The following is a 16,246-nucleotide window of genomic DNA, read 5'->3' on the forward strand; positions in this document are numbered from 1 at the left end:
GTCATGAAGTTGTTTTGGGGCTTGGGGAAAGTCTTGACGTTGGGGTTCTGGGCGGTGGTGCTGGCCAATCAGGTCTTTGTCTTGCCGATTCCTTTTGAGATGTTGATCAAACTGGCGGGCAGTGTGTTGCTGCTGACCCACGTCATGGAACTGTTTTTTTTCAACGGCAGCCTGCGGGGGCGTTCGCACCCTTGGTTCGATCGTTTACAGATCCTGATTTTCGGTATTTTCCACCTGCAATCTTTCGGTCGCCGCCAGGCGGAGGTTCACCATGCGTAATGCGTTGCTGATGACGGCGGGCCTGCTGTCGGCCCTGAGCAGTTCCTGGGTGATGGCGCAGGGCATTTCGGTGGAGCCGCATTCGCTGATGCGCCTGCCGAGCAACACCAGCGTTCTGCAACTGGATCGTCTGGAGGTGGCGGATTACGGAACATTGCTGATCCCCGCCGGGCTCACGGAAGTGCAAGTGGGACAACTGGTCATGGGCCATGAGTCGCGCATCGCCATTGTCCCGGGCGCCGAGCCGTTCAAGTTGCAGGTCAAACGAGGCGACCTCGGCAGTGGCGCGCAGATCACCGCCCGCGGTGCGCCGGGCACGTTTGAAAAGCCGCCGTTGCCAGGGCGTAATCTGAACCTTCGCATGGAACAGTTGAACGCCGATGAGTTGTTCATCGACGCGCGCGGTGGTGCGGGCTCGCCCGGTTATGTGGGGCTGGATGGCGGCAACGGTCAGGACCCGGGATGCACCTGGGGCTCGGCGAGCCGGGGTTTCGACGGTGATAACGGCGGCAACGGCAAGGACGGCGCACCCGGTGCTCTGGTTCGTCTGGAGCTGCCTCAGGGGTTCCCGGACGACCGCGTGAAGGTCAATGTCCAGGGCGGCGCCGGCGGTGCTGGCGGTGAGGGCGGCCGAGGCGGCAAGGGCGGCACTTCCAAAGGCTGTCTCGTCTACCGCGCAGACGGCGCCAAGTCAGGCAAGAACGGCGAGAAAGGCCAGCCAGGTTCGACCGGGCCTGCTGGATCTGTGAACGTTCGCAAGTTGTAATCGCACCGCTTGACCCGGTAGGCGCGCGCTTGCCCGCGATGACGTCAGTACGATCCATCTGCTTGTATCGTCAGACGCCTCTTTCGCGGGCAAGCGCGCTCCTGCCCATCAGAATGTCGGTCTCATGGCAGCAATCGCCACGACCATAATCCCCACAATCAGATTGATCCCCACCAGACGCCTGATCTTGCCCAGAGCGGCCACGCCATCAGGCCACTGTTCGGCGGCGACAGCTTTGCGCAGTTCCGGCAGGTTCAGCGTCGAGATGCGCAGGAACAGCGCCACCATCACCACGTACAAGCCCATCATGACCTGCACATAGCGCGGCGCCGTCTGAAAACCGCTGAAATTGAGGTGGATCATGCCGATGCCTGTCACGGGCAACAGAACCACGGCGCACCAGACCCACACAAAAAAACGCGGAAAGACCTGCAGCCACAGCTTCAGGCGTGAGGGGCCTTCCAGTGCCGCGATGACCGCCGGTCGTAGAATCATCCACGCGAAAAACATTCCTCCGACCCAGACAACAGCCGACAGGACGTGCAAGGTGTAGACAAAGGCTACAAGCGACATCGGAAACTCCGTTCTGCGCAGAAAGAATTAGCGCGGTATGATAGCCGCCCTCCGAAGACTGGAGATATATCCAGCGGTTTTTTTATGTTTTCATTCAGCACCGTGACGCCGAGCCAACGACCCAGCCCATGATCAGCACCGAACTCAAATCCCAGATTCAGGGCGCCTATTCGCGTTTCCTCGAAGCCAAGAGCCTCAAACCTCGCTACGGCCAGCGTTTGATGATCGCCGAGGTCGCCAAAGTGCTGGGAGACGTGGACACCGACGAGGAAGGCCGGCGTTCGGGCGACCCGGCAGTGGTCGCGGTGGAGGCCGGCACGGGTACCGGCAAGACAGTCGCCTACGCCATCGCCGCGATCCCGACGGCCAAGGCAGCCGGCAAACGCCTGGTGATCGCCACCGCCACGGTTGCGTTGCAGGAACAGATCGTCCACAAGGACCTGCCCGACCTGATGCGCAACAGCGGGCTGAGCTTTACGTTCTCGCTGGCCAAGGGGCGTGGCCGCTACATGTGCCTGTCCAAGCTCGACATGCTGCTGCAGGAAGGCAACGCGCAAAGCGCCACGGCGCAGCTTTTCGAAGAAGAAGGCTTCAAGATCGAGGTCGACGAGGCCAGCCAGAAACTGTTCACCACCATGATCGAGAAGCTGGCCGGGAACAAATGGGACGGCGACCGCGACAGCTGGCCTCAGGAGCTGGCCGACCAGGATTGGGCGCGATTGACGACCGATCACAGCCAGTGCACCAACCGGCATTGTCCGAATTTTCAGCAGTGCGCGTTTTACAAAGCCCGCGAAGGCATGGGAAAAGTCGACGTTATCGTCACCAACCATGACATGGTTCTGGCCGACCTCGCGCTCGGTGGCGGCGCCGTCCTGCCGGATCCCCGCGATACGCTCTATGTGTTCGACGAAGGCCACCACCTTCCTGACAAGGCCATCGGCCACTTCGCGCATTTCAGCCGTCTGCGTTCAACGGCGGACTGGCTGGAGCAAACGGCCAAGAACCTCACCAAACTGCTGGCTCAGCATCCGCTGCCCGGCGACCTGGGCAAGCTGATCGAGCAAGTGCCGGAGCTGGCGCGGGAGATCAAGACCCACCAGCAATTCATGTTCACGGCGTGCGAGCAACTGGCCGACTTCAAGGCGGGCGAAGACATGGAAGGGCGGGAGCGCCCGCGCCATCGTTTCGTCGGCGGTGTGGTGCCTGAGCACATGCGCGAGATGGGCATCGAGCTGAAGAAGGGGTTCGCCCGTCTGGACGATCTGTTCACGCGCCTGACCGAACTGCTCAAGGAAGGCATGGATGGCGAGGTGAACATCGGCATCGCCAGCCATCAGGCCGAAGAATGGTACCCGCTATTCGGCAGCTTGCTGGCCCGTGCACACGGTAACTGGGAGCTGTGGACGGCGTTCACCGCCGAAGACCCGGAAAACAGCCCGCCCATGGCGCGCTGGCTGACCCTCGCCGAAAGCGGCTCGCTGTTCGACATCGAAGTCAACGCCAGTCCGATCCTGGCGGCGGAGATGTTGCGTCGCAACCTGTGGAACGTGGCCTATGGCGCGCTGGTCACGTCGGCAACGCTGACGGCGCTGGGCAAATTCGACCGTTTCCGCATGCGTGCCGGCCTGCCCAAGGACGCCGTCACGGCGGTGGTGCCAAGCCCGTTCCATCACGCCGATGCCGGGGTATTGCGCGTACCGGATTTGAAGGCCGATCCGCGCAATGCCGCTGAGCACACCGCCGCGATCATTCGTGAGTTGCCCGGTCTGGTCGAAGGGTCGAAAGGCACGCTGGTGCTGTTTTCTTCGCGCAAACAGATGCAGGAAGTCTTCGACGGTCTGGAGCGCGACTGGCGCAAGCGTGTGTTCATCCAGGGCAACCTGTCGAAACAGGAAACCCTCAACAAGCACAAGGCTCGGGTCGACGGCGGCGATGAGAGCGTGTTGTTCGGTCTGGCCAGCTTCGCTGAAGGGGTCGACTTGCCCGGCGCTTATTGCGAGCACGTGGTGATTGCCAAGATCCCGTTCGCGGTGCCTGACGACCCGGTAGAAGCGGCACTGGCCGAGTGGATCGAAGCCCGAGGTGGCAACCCGTTCATGGAAATCGCCGTGCCCGACGCTTCCTTGCGGCTCATTCAGGCCTGTGGTCGCCTGCTGCGGACCGAACAGGACCGCGGCATCATCACGCTGCTCGACCGTCGCGTGGTCACCCAGCGCTACGGCAAGGCGATCCTCAACGCGCTGCCGCCTTTTCGCCGCGAAATTTCCTGACGTGTGTCGGGGATGAAACGCGGTTGATCGGGTCTTATCTCGGCCTGCTCCATCGTCAGCGCTGACGCCGCGATGGAGTTTCCGATGATCAAGGAGCACCCGATCAGATGATTCGCCGTTCACTGTCTGCCGTCCTCGCCGTCGCGTGCGCGGGACCCGTGTATGCCGCGCCCGACGGCCAGCAGACGCTGTTCAATTTCGTTCGTCCTGCCGATGTGGTGCAAGTCACGACACAGGACGCTACGTTGCCGCAAGCCAACGCCGAGCAGACCGCCGAGGGCGAGGTACTGCGGCGGGTCATCTTCAATCCGGTCGAAAAACCCAGCCTGCGGCTGACACCACAAAGCGGCGTTTGGGACTGGAGTGCAGACAGCGCCATGACCTTGCGGGTACAGAGCGCCATGGACTGGGCACTGACGCTGTATGTGCAAATCCAGAGCAGTGACGGCAAGACTCTCAACAGTCGGATCGACCTCCCGGCAGGGCCCGCGCAAACCCTCATCGTTCCGCTGCAAGCCAGTTCGCCGCTGAGCCAGGGTATGCGGGTCGGACCGCCCATGCCGTGGACCTATGAAGGTCAGCGCGTGTTGCTGGCCAATACCGAGGGTGAGCTGAACCCTGCGCAGGTCAGTTCCGTTACGGTGTCGATGTCTCGGCCCGACGTGGCGCAAAGTGTCCTGATCGAAAAGTTCGGCGTACAGGAAGGCGATGGGGTTCAAAAAGCCGCCTACACCCACCTGCTCGATGGTTACGGTCAGTACACGCGGGGCAAATGGCCGGAAAAGATCAACAACGACGATCAACTCAAGGCCCTGGCCGGCAAGGAACAAACGCAGCTCAAGGCGTGGTTGAAAGAGCGTCCGGCCCAGGACAAATATGGCGGCCTGCTCAAAGGGCCGACCTTCGAGGCAAAGGGCTTTTTCCGCACCGAGAAACGCAACGAACGGTGGTATCTGGTAACGCCCGAAGGGCATCCGTTCTACTCTCTGGGCGTCAATGCTGTCACGGCGGACGACAGTCAGACCTACGTCGAGGGCCGCGAGACGATGTTCAGCAGCCTGCCGGGAGACGACGAGCCGTTGGCGACGTTCTACGGCAAGGGGAATGATCATCGCGACACTGGCGCGAGCAAGGATCGGCACTTTGACCAGGGCCGCACGTTCGATTTTTACGGCGCCAACCTGCAGCGCACCTACGGCGTGTTTGATACCCGACACTGGGCTGACCACACGTTGCAGCGCCTCCAGGCGTGGGGCTTCAACACCATTGGCAACTGGAGCGAGCCCGCGCTCGAGAATCCGGACGTGAGCTCGCAAAACCATGTGCCTTACACCTTGCCGCTGTCCATCGTCGGTGATTACGTCAGCATCAGTACCGGTCACGACTGGTGGGGCGGGATGCCTGATCCGTTCGATCCCCGTTTCGCGATGGCCACTGAACGTGCCGTTGCCATTGCTGCGCGCGATCACCGCGACGATCCCTACCTGATTGGCTATTTCGCCGATAACGAGCTGGCGTGGGCCGCGCCGGGGGACGACCCTCACGATCGTTATGCGCTGGCGTACGGCACGTTGAAGCTCACGACGGATGTGCCTGCCAAGCGCGCGTTCCTCAAGCAATTGCGCGACAAGTACCGCAATCAGGAGGGTTTATCCAAAGCGTGGGGGATAGACTTGCCCGCGTGGGAGCTGATGGAAGACCCCGGCTTTGAGCCGCCATTGCCGAGCCCAGAGCACCCGGAAATCGAAAATGACTTCAAATACTTTCAGCGGGTGTTTGCCGAGACCTATTTCAAAACCATTTCCGACGCGCTCAAGTGGCATGCGCCCAACCATCTGCTGCTCGGTGGACGTTTCGGCGTCAGCACGCCCGAGGCCATCGAGGCCTGCGCCAAGTTCTGCGACGTGCTGAGTTTCAACCTCTACACGCCGAAGCCGCAGGACGGGGTGGACTTCGCCAAATTGCGCGTGCTCGACAAGCCCATGCTGGTCAGTGAGTTCCACTTCGGCTCGCGTGATCGCGGACCTTTCTGGGGCGGCGCCATGGAGGTGGCTCGCGAGGAGTATCGTGGCCCCGCTTATTCGAACTTCCTGAAGAGCGCATTGGCGGAGCCTTCCATCGTCGGTGTGCACTGGTTTCAGTACCTGGACCAACCTGCGACCGGCCGCATGCTGGACGGGGAAAACGGCCACTTGGGCCTGGTCGGGATTACGGACGTTCCGTACCAAGGCTTCGTGGAAGCTGTGCGTAAAGCCAATGGGCAGGTGAGCGAGGTGATCGGCAGGGCTCAGTAATGGCGCCTTTCCTACAGGATTCGCTGCGCGCCTGATGGCGCGTGGCTGTTCCCAAACCCTCAAATCGCTGGAACAATGCACGCCATTTTGTGCAGCCCCCGACCGGAGAGCGAAACCGTGCAGATTCAAGGTCATTTCGAGCTTCAATTTGAAGCTGTACGCGAAGCGTTTGCCGCGCTGTTCGACGATCCTCAGGAGCGGGGCGCGGCCTTGTGCGTGCAGGTCGGCGGGCAAACCGTGCTCGACCTGTGGGCGGGTACGGCCGACAAGGACGGCGCCGAGGTCTGGCACAGCGATACCATTGCCAACCTGTTCTCTTGCACCAAGACCTTTACGGCGGTCACCGCGTTGCAGCTGGTGGGCGAAGGCAAGTTGCACCTGGACGAACCGGTTTCACGGCTATGGCCCGAGTTCGCCGCCGCTGGTAAACAGACGATCACTCTGCGTCAGTTGCTCTGCCATCAGGCGGGCCTGCCTGCGATTCATGACATGTTGCCCGCTGAGGCCTTGTACAACTGGGAAGCGATGACCGACGCGCTGGCCGCGGAAGAGCCTTGGTGGAAGCCCGGTCAGGGCCATGGCTACGCTGCGATTACCTACGGCTGGCTGGTGGGTGAAATGATTCGCCGCGCCGACGGCCGCGGGCCGGGTGAGTCAATCGCCGCCCGTATTGCCAGGCCGCTGGGACTGGATTTCCATGTCGGTCTGGCGGATGAGGAATTCCATCGCGTGGCCCATATCGCGCGGGGCAAGGGCAATATGGGCGATGAAGCTGCCCAGCGTCTGGTCCAGACCACGATGCGTGAACCCACGTCCATGACCGCGCGGGCGTTTACCAACCCGCCGTCGATCATGACCAGCACCAACAAGCCTGAGTGGCGACGCATGCAACAGCCTGCCGCCAACGGCCACGGCAACGCCCGCAGCCTGGCGGGTTTCTACAGCGGATTGCTCGATGGCAGCCTGCTGGAAGCCGATCTGATCAACGAACTGACCCGCGAGCACAGCATCGGTCAGGACAAGACATTGTTGACCCAGACGCGCTTTGGTCTGGGTTGCATGCTCGATCAGCCCACCGTGCCCAATGCGACGTTTGGCCTTGGCGCAAAGTCGTTCGGCCATCCGGGTGCCGGGGGATCGGTGGGCTTCGCCGATCCTGAACGTGACGTGGCTTTCGGCTTCGTGACCAACACGTTGGGCCCGTATGTGTTGATGGATCCGCGCGCGCAACGTCTGGTCCGGGTGCTTGGTGAGTGTTTGCAATAACTATCGCCGTTAAGTGCTTGTTCTACCGACTGTCAGTTAAACCGCCCATAACGGAACCGTAGGGCGGTTTCTTTTTCCAACTCAGCGTTTATGCGTGTTATATGGGCGCTGCTTCGTTCATTTTCTGATCAATTATTTGTGTGGGTCACCCATGTCTGCCAACAAAAGCCTCGCATTTGCACTGTGTATTGCCGTTACCGGTTGCGCACAGACTCCCCAGGACTCGTCAGCCAGCAATGACCACTGGTGGTCATTCGGCTCCGGAAAAAGTACTGACGCTGCTGCCCCGGTAAAACCTGCCGCCAGCCCTGCTGCCGCAGAAGTCGCGAAAACAGAAGCCGAGAGCGGCACTCACTGGTACTGGCCATTCGGTTCTGACCACGGCGCGACCGAGAAGAAACCCGAACTCGCGGCGACCCAGCCTGCCGCCAAGCCTGCCGTGGCAAAAGCCGATGATGGCAACAAGTGGTGGTGGCCGTTCGGCGGCAGCGAAGCCAAAAAAGATGCCGCTCCCGCCGTGCCAAAGGTCGACCCGAAGGTCACCCAGGCCTGGCTCGACCAATACGAGCCACGCGTGCGTGAAGCCATCAAGGACAGCAAGTTCGAACTCGAGCGCCGTGAAGACGTACTGGTTGTAACGGCCCCGGTTGACAGCACCTTCAACCCGGATCGTCCGGAAATGCTGCTGCCCGTCAATCTCGGGCCTATTACCCGCATGGCCAAGCTCGTGGAAGGCGATCAGAAGTCCGCGGTGCTGGTGTTGGGCCACAGCGACGTCGCCAGCGATGCGAACCTGAAGATCAGCCAGCAGCGCGCGCAGTCCGTCGCCGCCATCTTCCGCCTGAGCGGCCTGGAACGTAATCGCCTGAACCTGCGCGGCCTGGGTAACGTCATGCCACGTGCGGCGGATGACAGCGCGGCCGGTCGAGCCTTGAACCGCCGTGTGGAAATCATCATGACGCCACAGGACACGATGGTGGCGCTGATGGCCAAGTACAACATGACGCCGGCGCCTGCTCCGACCATGGTCGCCGTGAAGCAAGCTGCACCGGTAGTCGCACCGGCCCCGGCCACCAAGGCAGCGCCGGCCAAATCCGCAGCACCTGCCAAGAAAGCCGCACCGGCCAAGGCGTCCACGGCCAAGAAGGCCCCGGCGAAAAAAGCAGCGCCCACCAAGGCCAAGGCAGCGCCCGCCAAAGCCGCCGCCAAGAAACCTGCAGCCAGCGCGCAAGCCAGCAGCAACTGAGGGTAATATCGCTATCCCGCTCACGGATTTCGATAAAGGAAGGCAGTGATGAGCCAGCGTCTGGCTGATATGCGTCGCAACTACGCCCGCGAAGGTTTGACCGAGTCGCAGGCGCCGGAAGAACCTTTTGCGTTGTTCCACCAATGGTTTGGCGAGGCGGTGAAGACCGAGCAGGCGCCGGTTGAAGCCAACGCGATGACGCTGGCGACTGTCGATGGTGACGGTCGCCCACACTGCCGGGTCCTTCTGCTCAAGGGCCTCGACACCCAGGGTTTCACCTTCTTCACCAACTACGACAGTGCCAAAGGGCAGCAGCTGGCTGCACGCCCCTTTGCCGCCATGACCTTCTTCTGGCCGACGCTCGAGCGTCAGGTGCGCATCGAAGGGCGGGTCATGAAGGTCTCTCACGAAGAGTCCGACGCCTATTTCCAGGTCCGGCCATTGGGCAGCCGCCTCGGTGCCTGGGCATCGCCGCAGAGCCAAGTCATCGCGGATCGTGAGGCACTTGAAGGGCTGCTCAAGGCCACCGAAGCACGCTTCAGCGACACCCAACCTGACTGCCCCGAGCATTGGGGCGGCTATCGTCTGGTCCCCGATCGCATCGAGTTCTGGCAGGGTCGTCCAAGCCGTCTGCATGATCGCTTGAATTACCGTCTGGTCGATGGGCAGTGGACGCGAGAGCGTCTCGCGCCATAGCGCTTCGGCGGCACACACAACAATTCTTTGAATCTATCCAGTGGGTCGTCGTCCATACTCGTAGACGCCGGCGACTTTCTGTATAGCGCCTGAATAAACGTAAATTATCGGTGCAGGACCGTGACATCGATTGGCGTCGCGGAGTCTAATGGCTACCTGTTCCCCTGGAGGCAAATGTTATGCGTAAGTCTGTTCTGTTGGCTGCTTCGTTCACCGCCATGGCGCTGACCTTGGGCGGCTGTACCTCGAGCCTGACCGGCGACTCGTACTCGCGCGATGAAGCTCGCCAAGTGCAGACCGTGCGCCTGGGTACGATCGAATCGCTGCGCCCGGTGAAGATTGAAGGCACCAAAACCCCGATCGGTGCGGGCGCCGGTGCGATCGTCGGTGGTGTCGGTGGTAGCGCCATTGGTGGCGGCCGTGGCAGCATCGTCACCGCAGTCATCGGTGCAGTCGCTGGCGGATTGCTAGGCTCGGCGGCCGAAGGCGGTTTGACCCGCGCGCAGGGTGTCGAGATCACCGTGCGTGAAGACGACGGCACCATGCGTGCCTACGTACAGGAAGTTCAGGAAAACGAGATCTTCCGCGTGGGCGAGCGTGTGCGCATCATGACCGTCAACGGCACCAGCCGCGTGTCCCACTAAGCGACGCCGTTTGGCCCGAAGCAGGTTCATGTAATACCTGCTTACACAAAAACGCCCCGATGTGTCGGGGCGTTTTTGTTTCTGCTTACCGCTGCAATTCGTTCAGATGTGCGGGTGGGTAGAGCGGGGACTGGAGACCGCCGTGATCGCGTAACCGATCAGAGCGGCCAGTATCGAACCGGTCAAAATGCCCATGCGGTCCATCCCGGCAAATTCGCTCTGTCCCGGGACGAACGCCAGGGAGCCAACGAACAGGCTCATGGTGAAGCCGATTCCGCACAATATCGAGACGCCCAGCACCTGACCCCAGTTGGCGCCTGCGGGCAGCGCGGCCAATCCTGCCTTGACCGCCAGCCATGTGAGCCCGAAAACGCCCAGCATCTTGCCCATCAACAGCCCCAGCGCGATGCCCATCGGCACGGGATGAGTGAAGCTTTCAAGGCTAACACCCGCCAGTGAAACGCCTGCGTTGGCGAACGCAAACAGGGGCAGGATCGCGTAGGCCACCCACGGATGCAGCGCATGCTCCAACTGCTGCAGTGGCGCGGGCACATCCTTTGGGGTTTTCAGTGGAATGCAGAAGGCGAGGATGACGCCCGCCAGCGTGGCATGCACGCCGCTCTTGAGCACACACACCCACAGCACCAGACCCACGAGCAGGTAAGGCGCCAGCTTCACCACGCCCAGCCGGTTCATGCTGATCAGTGCGATGAGCGAAGCGGCCGCGATGGCCAGCGACAGATTAGACAGCTCACCCGAATAGAACAGGGCAATCACGATGATCGCGCCGAGGTCGTCAATGATTGCCAGCGTCATCAAGAACAGCTTGAGCGACACCGGGACACGTTTGCCGAGCAAGGCGAGCACGCCCAACGCGAACGCGATGTCTGTCGCCATCGGAATGGCCCAGCCGCTCATGGCGGCGGGGTTGTCTTTGTTCAACGCCCAGAAACACAGGGCAGGGATCACCATTCCACCGATCGCGGCAGCGCCGGGCAGGACGATCTGCGAAGGGCTGGACAGATGCCCTTGAAGCACTTCGCGCTTGACCTCCAGGCCGATGAGCAGAAAGAACAGTGCCATCAGGCCGTCATTGATCCAGAGCAGCAACGGTTTGGCAATTTTCAAGGCGCCAATTTGTGCCACCACGGGCACATCAAGCAGGCCGTTGTACAGCCAGGACAGGGGTGAGTTATTGATGACCAGGGCAAGGGCGGCAGCAGCGATCAACAACAGACCGCCAGCCGCCTCGAGCTGGAAAAAGCGTTTGAATGTATTGCGTACGGGCAAGGTCACTCTCCATGGACATGCGCAAAAGGAGCGACACCCTAACCCGTCGGCTTATTTCTGAAAACAAAAGTTATATTCGATTTGGTTATTAAAAAGTCGAGCTGTAACTGTGTACAAAGAATCCTATGAATTAGTTACAGAGTGCTACAGGGCTTATTCTGCGCAGGCTGTAGGAATTTTCTTCGCGAGCATCAGAAACAACGGTGGGAGCAGGTTCATTCTCGAGACGTCAGTTCAGCCAGCAGTCAGTCACCGGCCGTCGTACCGTATCGCGAATGAATTCGCTCCCACGGGAATCATCGATTTCGTCGGTTAGCCGGTGATTCCCAACATGCTTTTCGCCAGTGCCTCGGCAATTCGAATCCCGTCGACACCCGCCGACAGGATGCCGCCTGCATAACCGGCGCCTTCACCGGCCGGGAACAGTCCTTTGACGTTGAGGCTCTGCATGTCCGCGCCACGGGTGATGCGCAGCGGCGAAGAGGTGCGGGTCTCGATACCTGTCAGGACGGCGTCGTGCTGCGAGAAACCTTTGATCTGCTTGTCGAACGCCGGCAACGCTTCACGAATGGCTTCGATGGCGAAGGCGGGCAGGGCGTCGGCCAGGTCGGTGAGTTTTACGCCGGGCTTGTAGGACGGCTCGACGCTGCCCAGTTCGGTCGATGCCTTGCCAGCAATGAAATCACCCACCAGTTGCGCGGGCGCCTCGTAGCTCTCGCCGCCCATGATGTAGGCGTGGGACTCCAGACGTTCCTGCAGTTCGATACCCGCCAGCGGGCTGCCCGGATAGTCTTCGTCAGGCGTGATACCGACCACGATGCCCGAGTTGGCATTGCGCTCGTTACGCGAATATTGGCTCATGCCGTTGGTGACGACGCGGTTCGGTTCGCTGGTGGCGGCAACCACGGTGCCGCCTGGGCACATGCAGAAGCTGTACACCGAGCGACCGTTTTTGGCGTGGTGCACCAGTTTGTAATCCGCTGCCCCGAGTTTCGGGTGGCCGGCGTATTTGCCCAGGCGCGCGCGGTCGATCAGACCTTGCGGGTGCTCGATGCGGAAACCCACCGAAAACGGCTTGGCTTCCATGTACACACCACGTCCGTGGAGCATGCGGAACGTGTCGCGGGCACTGTGGCCCAGCGCGAGGATCACGTGCCGCGAATCAATACGCTCGCCGCTGTCGAGCACCACGCCCTGCAACTGACCATCCTCGATCAGCACATCAGTCACGCGCTGCTCGAAACGCACTTCGCCACCCAGCGCTTCGATCTGCTGACGCATGTTTTCCACGACGCCGGTCAGGCGAAACGTCCCGATGTGCGGTTTGCTGACGTAGAGAATTTCTTCCGGCGCACCGGCCTTGACGAACTCGTGCAGCACCTTGCGACCGTGAAATTGCGGGTCCTTGATCTGGCTGTAGAGCTTGCCGTCGGAGAAGGTGCCTGCGCCGCCTTCGCCGAACTGCACGTTGGACTCGGGGTTGAGGATGTTTTTACGCCACAGGCCCCAGGTGTCCTTGGTCCGCTGACGGACCTCTTTGCCACGCTCAAGAATGATCGGCTTGAAACCCATCTGGGCCAGCAACAGCCCGGCGAAGATGCCGCAAGGGCCGAAACCGACCACCAGCGGGCGTTCGTTGAGGTCCGCTGGCGCATGACCGACAACTTTGTAGCTGACGTCGGGCGCGGCCGTGACGTGCTTGTCGTGGCTCAGGCGCTTGAGCAGGGCCGCTTCGTCGCGAACCTGAAAATCGATGGTGTAGATGAACTGCAGTTCGGTGGATTTCTTGCGCGCATCGTAGCTGCGCTTGAACAGGGTGAAATCCAGCAGCTCGTCGCTGTCGATGCCCAGGCGTTGTACGAGCGCAGGGCGCAGCGCGTCATCCGCATGGTCGAGCGGCAGTTTGAGTTCGGTGATTCGTAACATTGAAAAGTCCGGTTTCGGGCCGCAGGGTCGGCCCGGCAGCGCTACAAGAACCGGCGATTATAAGCCAGATTGCAAGGTGAGCGTTGACCGGAGCGACGACGTAAGCAACACATCGCCCGTTCAGGCGTGCGCAAGTCCGAACGTCGGCGCTTGCTTGCCCGCGATCACGCTATGCCCTCGACGATTCGCGTGCAGACATACTCTGATCGCGGGCAAGCGCGCTCCTTCAAGATACGTGGACTATTAATCGTTGCGCATCGCCCCGAAATACGCACACCCGCGCTGTACCTTGCCGTTGACGCGCAGTTCGGCCGTCAGATGCTGCACAGAACCGTTTACCGTATCGACGCAACGCTGCGGGGCAACGTACAGCTCGACATGCTGATCATTGGCGTCGGTGATCAGGTTGAAACGGCCTTCGGGCATCTGCTCCTCCATATAAGGCACCGCAAATTCGTCTTGGCCTTCACGTTCCAGCACCATGCCTTTGCCGCTGGCATTGAGGTTCCATTTCGGACCGTTGCCGCTGGCATGAATGGTCAGGCGCTTGAAATTGGGGTCTTCACAGGCATTGCCCGGACGCTCGACGCGGTACAGCTGATAGACGTCAGCCTGACCGTCGCTGCCTTGCGCCTTGCTGGCGACGAAGTTGCCGCGCACATCGGCGAACGCCTTGCCGCTTTTGTCCACCACCGAAGCGGCTTCCTGCAGGATGCCGGTGTTGCCTTTGTCGGTCACCGCGTAGCGGCGTTGCTCGCTGCACGGCTGAAAGAACAGCTTGCCGCCGTCGCCGCTGAGCGTGCCCTGCATGCGCAGCATCCCGGCCGTGGAGACTGTGCTGTCGGAGGAGGGCGAAGGGAGCAGTTGGCAGCCGGCGAACACCGGCAGCAAGGCGAACATCAGGACGGAACGAGCAGCGAACATGTGGCGGGTCTCCAAACAAGTGCCGCCACGTTACTCAGGCTGCTCGCTCATCACAAGAGGCGATTAACCGACGTGATAGGTCTGTCCGGTTTGCAGCCCCTCGACGCTTTTCGCATAGGCCAGCGCCACATCGGCGCCCGACACGGGTTTAAAGCCGCGGAAGTAAGGCGCGTAGCTGCCCATCGCTTCGACCAGTACGTTCGGGCTCACCGAGTTGACCCGCATCCCGCGCGGCATCTCGATGGCGGCAGCACACACAAAGGCGTCGATGGCGCCATTGACCAGGCTGGCGGAGGCGCCGGTCCGGATCGGGTCGTGGCTGGTAATGCCGGTGGTGAAGGTGAACGAGGCGCCGTCATTGGCGAACTCGCGACCGATCAGCAGCAGGTTGACCTGCCCCATCAGTTTGTCACGCAGGCCCAGGCCAAAGGATTCCTCGGTCATATCGCCCAAAGGGGCGAACGTGACGTTGCCTGCCGCGCAGATCAATGCGTCGAAAGGACCTGTCCGTTCGAACAGTTTGCGGATTGATGCGCTGTCACTAATATCGACATGCTCGTCACCGCTGTTACGGCCAATGCGAACGATGTCATGGCGTGGCGCCAATTCCTTCTCGATCGCTGAGCCGATGGTTCCGCCAGCGCCAATCAATAGAATCTTCACGTTGCAGTCCTTCTCGTCAGTGGATCAGGCGTTCAGTCTCTACCGCCTTTTCCCACAGATAAATGGGCCAAACGGCAATCCCGGTTTGTCAGAAAGGAAACAATCATGAGTGAAATGGACGACCTCGCGGCGTTTGCCATGCTGGTGGAAGCCAACAGCTTCACCCTGGCCGCGCAATGGCTGGACACCAGTACCAGCCAACTGTCCAAACGCATCAGCAAGCTGGAAAAAAGTTACGGCGTGACGCTGCTGCACCGCACCACACGCAGCCTGACCCTGACCTCGGCCGGGGCGATTCTGCTGCCTGAAGCCCGTGCGCTGCTGGCCCAACGGGATCGGGTGCGAGACGCCATGGCGTACCTCAGCGAGAGCCTGGTGGGCACGGTGCGCCTGACGGTACCAGTGTCATTGGGCGAGACGTTTTTCGAGGGGCTGCTGACAGAGTTTTCGACAACCTATCCCGATGTGCAGGTGGAACTGGACCTGAACAACCAGTTCCGCGACATGCGCCGCGACGGGTTCGATCTGGGTATCCGCTCCAGTGTGGGAATTGATGAGCGGCTGGTGGCGAAGCCGCTGTTGTCGTTGCAGGAGCTGACCTGCGCCAGCCCCGACTACATCGCCCAGCACGGCGCGCCGCAGACGCCGGATGAGCTGCGAGTGCATCGCTGTCTGTTGAACAGTCACTACGCCGGTCGTGAAACGTGGGGCTACCACCAGAATCACGAAGTGACGAGGGTGAATGTGCGGGGCACGTTTGCCAGCAATCACTACGGTCTGCTGAAGAGGGCTGCGCTGGTAGGCGCGGGGATTGCGCGGTTGCCGTCCTATATGGTGCATAACGAACTGGATCAGGGGCGGTTGGTGTGGTTGCTCCGGGATTATCAGACGCCGGTTTCGTCGTTGTATCTGGTGCATCCGTTCGAAGGGCATCTGCCGAGAAGGATTCAGGTGATGGCTGATTACCTGACGCAGTGGTTTGAGCGGAGTACGGCGGCGTTGGAGAGGCTTTGAATGTCCGAACGAGGTTTTTATGGGGATAGGGGTTTGGTTCTGGGTGTATATCCGTTGCTGCGGTAACGCTGCTTAGGGTTCCGCTCTTACAGCGGGTCACTTTTGGCAAAAGCGCCCGGAATGCCGGCCCAGCCAAAAGTAACCAAAAACGCTTTGCTCCTGGTTGGGTCCGACTTCGTCGGATTCCCGCACTCCGACGACGCTCCGTGGGCCCGCGCCGAACGGACATCCATGTCCTGGCGGCGCTCTCGCGGCATCCATGCCGCTCGACCCACTCCGCGTCGTCTACGTTTGGCCTGCACCCAAGTCGCGTTTTGTGGTGTCTGGACTGACGAGGCAGGAAAATCAAAAGCAAAGGCAGCCGCAAAACAAGTGTCATGGATATCCGCTGT

Annotated in this window: 14 protein-coding genes; 9 read left to right on the forward strand and 5 right to left on the reverse strand. The window is 61.0% G+C overall.

Features of this window, described 5'->3' with window-relative positions:
- Positions 1-3: 3 nt before the first annotated feature.
- The gene (locus AB4N84_RS17265; RefSeq protein ID WP_074753120.1) at positions 4-279 is read left to right on the forward strand and encodes a DUF1145 domain-containing protein; all 276 of its coding nucleotides are present in this window, start codon (positions 4-6) and stop codon (positions 277-279) included.
- Complete coding sequence (locus AB4N84_RS17270) at positions 272-1,045, forward strand: collagen-like protein (protein WP_460042365.1); 774 nt, start codon at positions 272-274, stop codon at positions 1,043-1,045. Before AB4N84_RS17265 ends, AB4N84_RS17270 begins: the two co-directional genes overlap by 8 nt.
- Before the next feature lie 108 nt (positions 1,046-1,153).
- Here the strand turns inward: AB4N84_RS17270 and AB4N84_RS17275 are convergent, their stop codons facing one another.
- Complete coding sequence (locus AB4N84_RS17275; RefSeq protein WP_460042366.1) at positions 1,154-1,618, reverse strand: DUF2269 family protein; 465 nt, start codon at positions 1,616-1,618, stop codon at positions 1,154-1,156.
- A gap of 128 nt (positions 1,619-1,746) precedes the next feature.
- Between AB4N84_RS17275 and dinG the strand changes: the two genes are divergently transcribed.
- From dinG to AB4N84_RS17305, 6 genes are all read left to right on the forward strand, one after another.
- Positions 1,747-3,891: an ATP-dependent DNA helicase DinG gene (gene dinG, locus AB4N84_RS17280; protein ID WP_460042367.1), complete on the forward strand. Its 2,145-nt coding sequence runs from the start codon at positions 1,747-1,749 to the stop codon at positions 3,889-3,891.
- A gap of 107 nt (positions 3,892-3,998) precedes the next feature.
- Positions 3,999-6,185 carry a beta-agarase gene (locus tag AB4N84_RS17285; RefSeq protein ID WP_460042368.1) on the forward strand — a complete coding sequence of 729 codons (2,187 nt, stop codon included), beginning with the start codon at positions 3,999-4,001 and terminating at the stop codon, positions 6,183-6,185.
- A gap of 117 nt (positions 6,186-6,302) precedes the next feature.
- The gene (locus AB4N84_RS17290) at positions 6,303-7,451 is read left to right on the forward strand and encodes a serine hydrolase domain-containing protein (protein ID WP_460042369.1); all 1,149 of its coding nucleotides are present in this window, start codon (positions 6,303-6,305) and stop codon (positions 7,449-7,451) included.
- Between the two features lie 151 nt (positions 7,452-7,602).
- On the forward strand, positions 7,603-8,697 hold the full coding sequence (locus tag AB4N84_RS17295) for an OmpA family protein (RefSeq protein ID WP_460042371.1): 1,095 nt from the start codon (positions 7,603-7,605) through the stop codon (positions 8,695-8,697).
- Between the two features lie 48 nt (positions 8,698-8,745).
- Positions 8,746-9,393 carry a pyridoxamine 5'-phosphate oxidase gene (gene pdxH / locus AB4N84_RS17300; RefSeq protein WP_074753113.1) on the forward strand — a complete coding sequence of 216 codons (648 nt, stop codon included), beginning with the start codon at positions 8,746-8,748 and terminating at the stop codon, positions 9,391-9,393.
- A gap of 179 nt (positions 9,394-9,572) precedes the next feature.
- A complete protein-coding gene (locus AB4N84_RS17305; RefSeq protein ID WP_074753112.1) occupies positions 9,573-10,037 on the forward strand; it encodes an outer membrane lipoprotein in 465 nt (154 codons plus the stop codon).
- Positions 10,038-10,139: 102 nt separating this feature from the next.
- Here the strand turns inward: AB4N84_RS17305 and nhaA are convergent, their stop codons facing one another.
- The 4 genes from nhaA to AB4N84_RS17325 all read right to left on the reverse strand — a co-directional run bounded on the left by nhaA (position 10,140) and on the right by AB4N84_RS17325 (position 14,840).
- On the reverse strand, positions 10,140-11,327 hold the full coding sequence (gene nhaA, locus AB4N84_RS17310) for a Na+/H+ antiporter NhaA (protein ID WP_460042372.1): 1,188 nt from the start codon (positions 11,325-11,327) through the stop codon (positions 10,140-10,142).
- Positions 11,328-11,639: 312 nt separating this feature from the next.
- Positions 11,640-13,253 (reverse strand): NAD(P)/FAD-dependent oxidoreductase, encoded by a 1,614-nt coding sequence (locus tag AB4N84_RS17315; protein ID WP_074753110.1) that lies wholly within the window; start codon positions 13,251-13,253, stop codon positions 11,640-11,642.
- A 243-nt stretch (positions 13,254-13,496) separates the two neighbouring features.
- The gene (locus AB4N84_RS17320) at positions 13,497-14,177 is read right to left on the reverse strand and encodes a COG3650 family protein (protein ID WP_074753109.1); all 681 of its coding nucleotides are present in this window, start codon (positions 14,175-14,177) and stop codon (positions 13,497-13,499) included.
- 63 nt (positions 14,178-14,240) lie between these two features.
- Positions 14,241-14,840 (reverse strand): short chain dehydrogenase, encoded by a 600-nt coding sequence (locus AB4N84_RS17325; protein ID WP_460042374.1) that lies wholly within the window; start codon positions 14,838-14,840, stop codon positions 14,241-14,243.
- A 105-nt stretch (positions 14,841-14,945) separates the two neighbouring features.
- Between AB4N84_RS17325 and AB4N84_RS17330 the strand changes: the two genes are divergently transcribed.
- Entirely contained in the window at positions 14,946-15,854 is a 909-nt protein-coding gene (locus tag AB4N84_RS17330) for a LysR family transcriptional regulator (protein WP_460042376.1), read from the forward strand.
- The last annotated feature ends 392 nt before the right edge of the window (positions 15,855-16,246 follow it).

The organism is Pseudomonas sp. S2_H01, assembly GCF_054668305.1.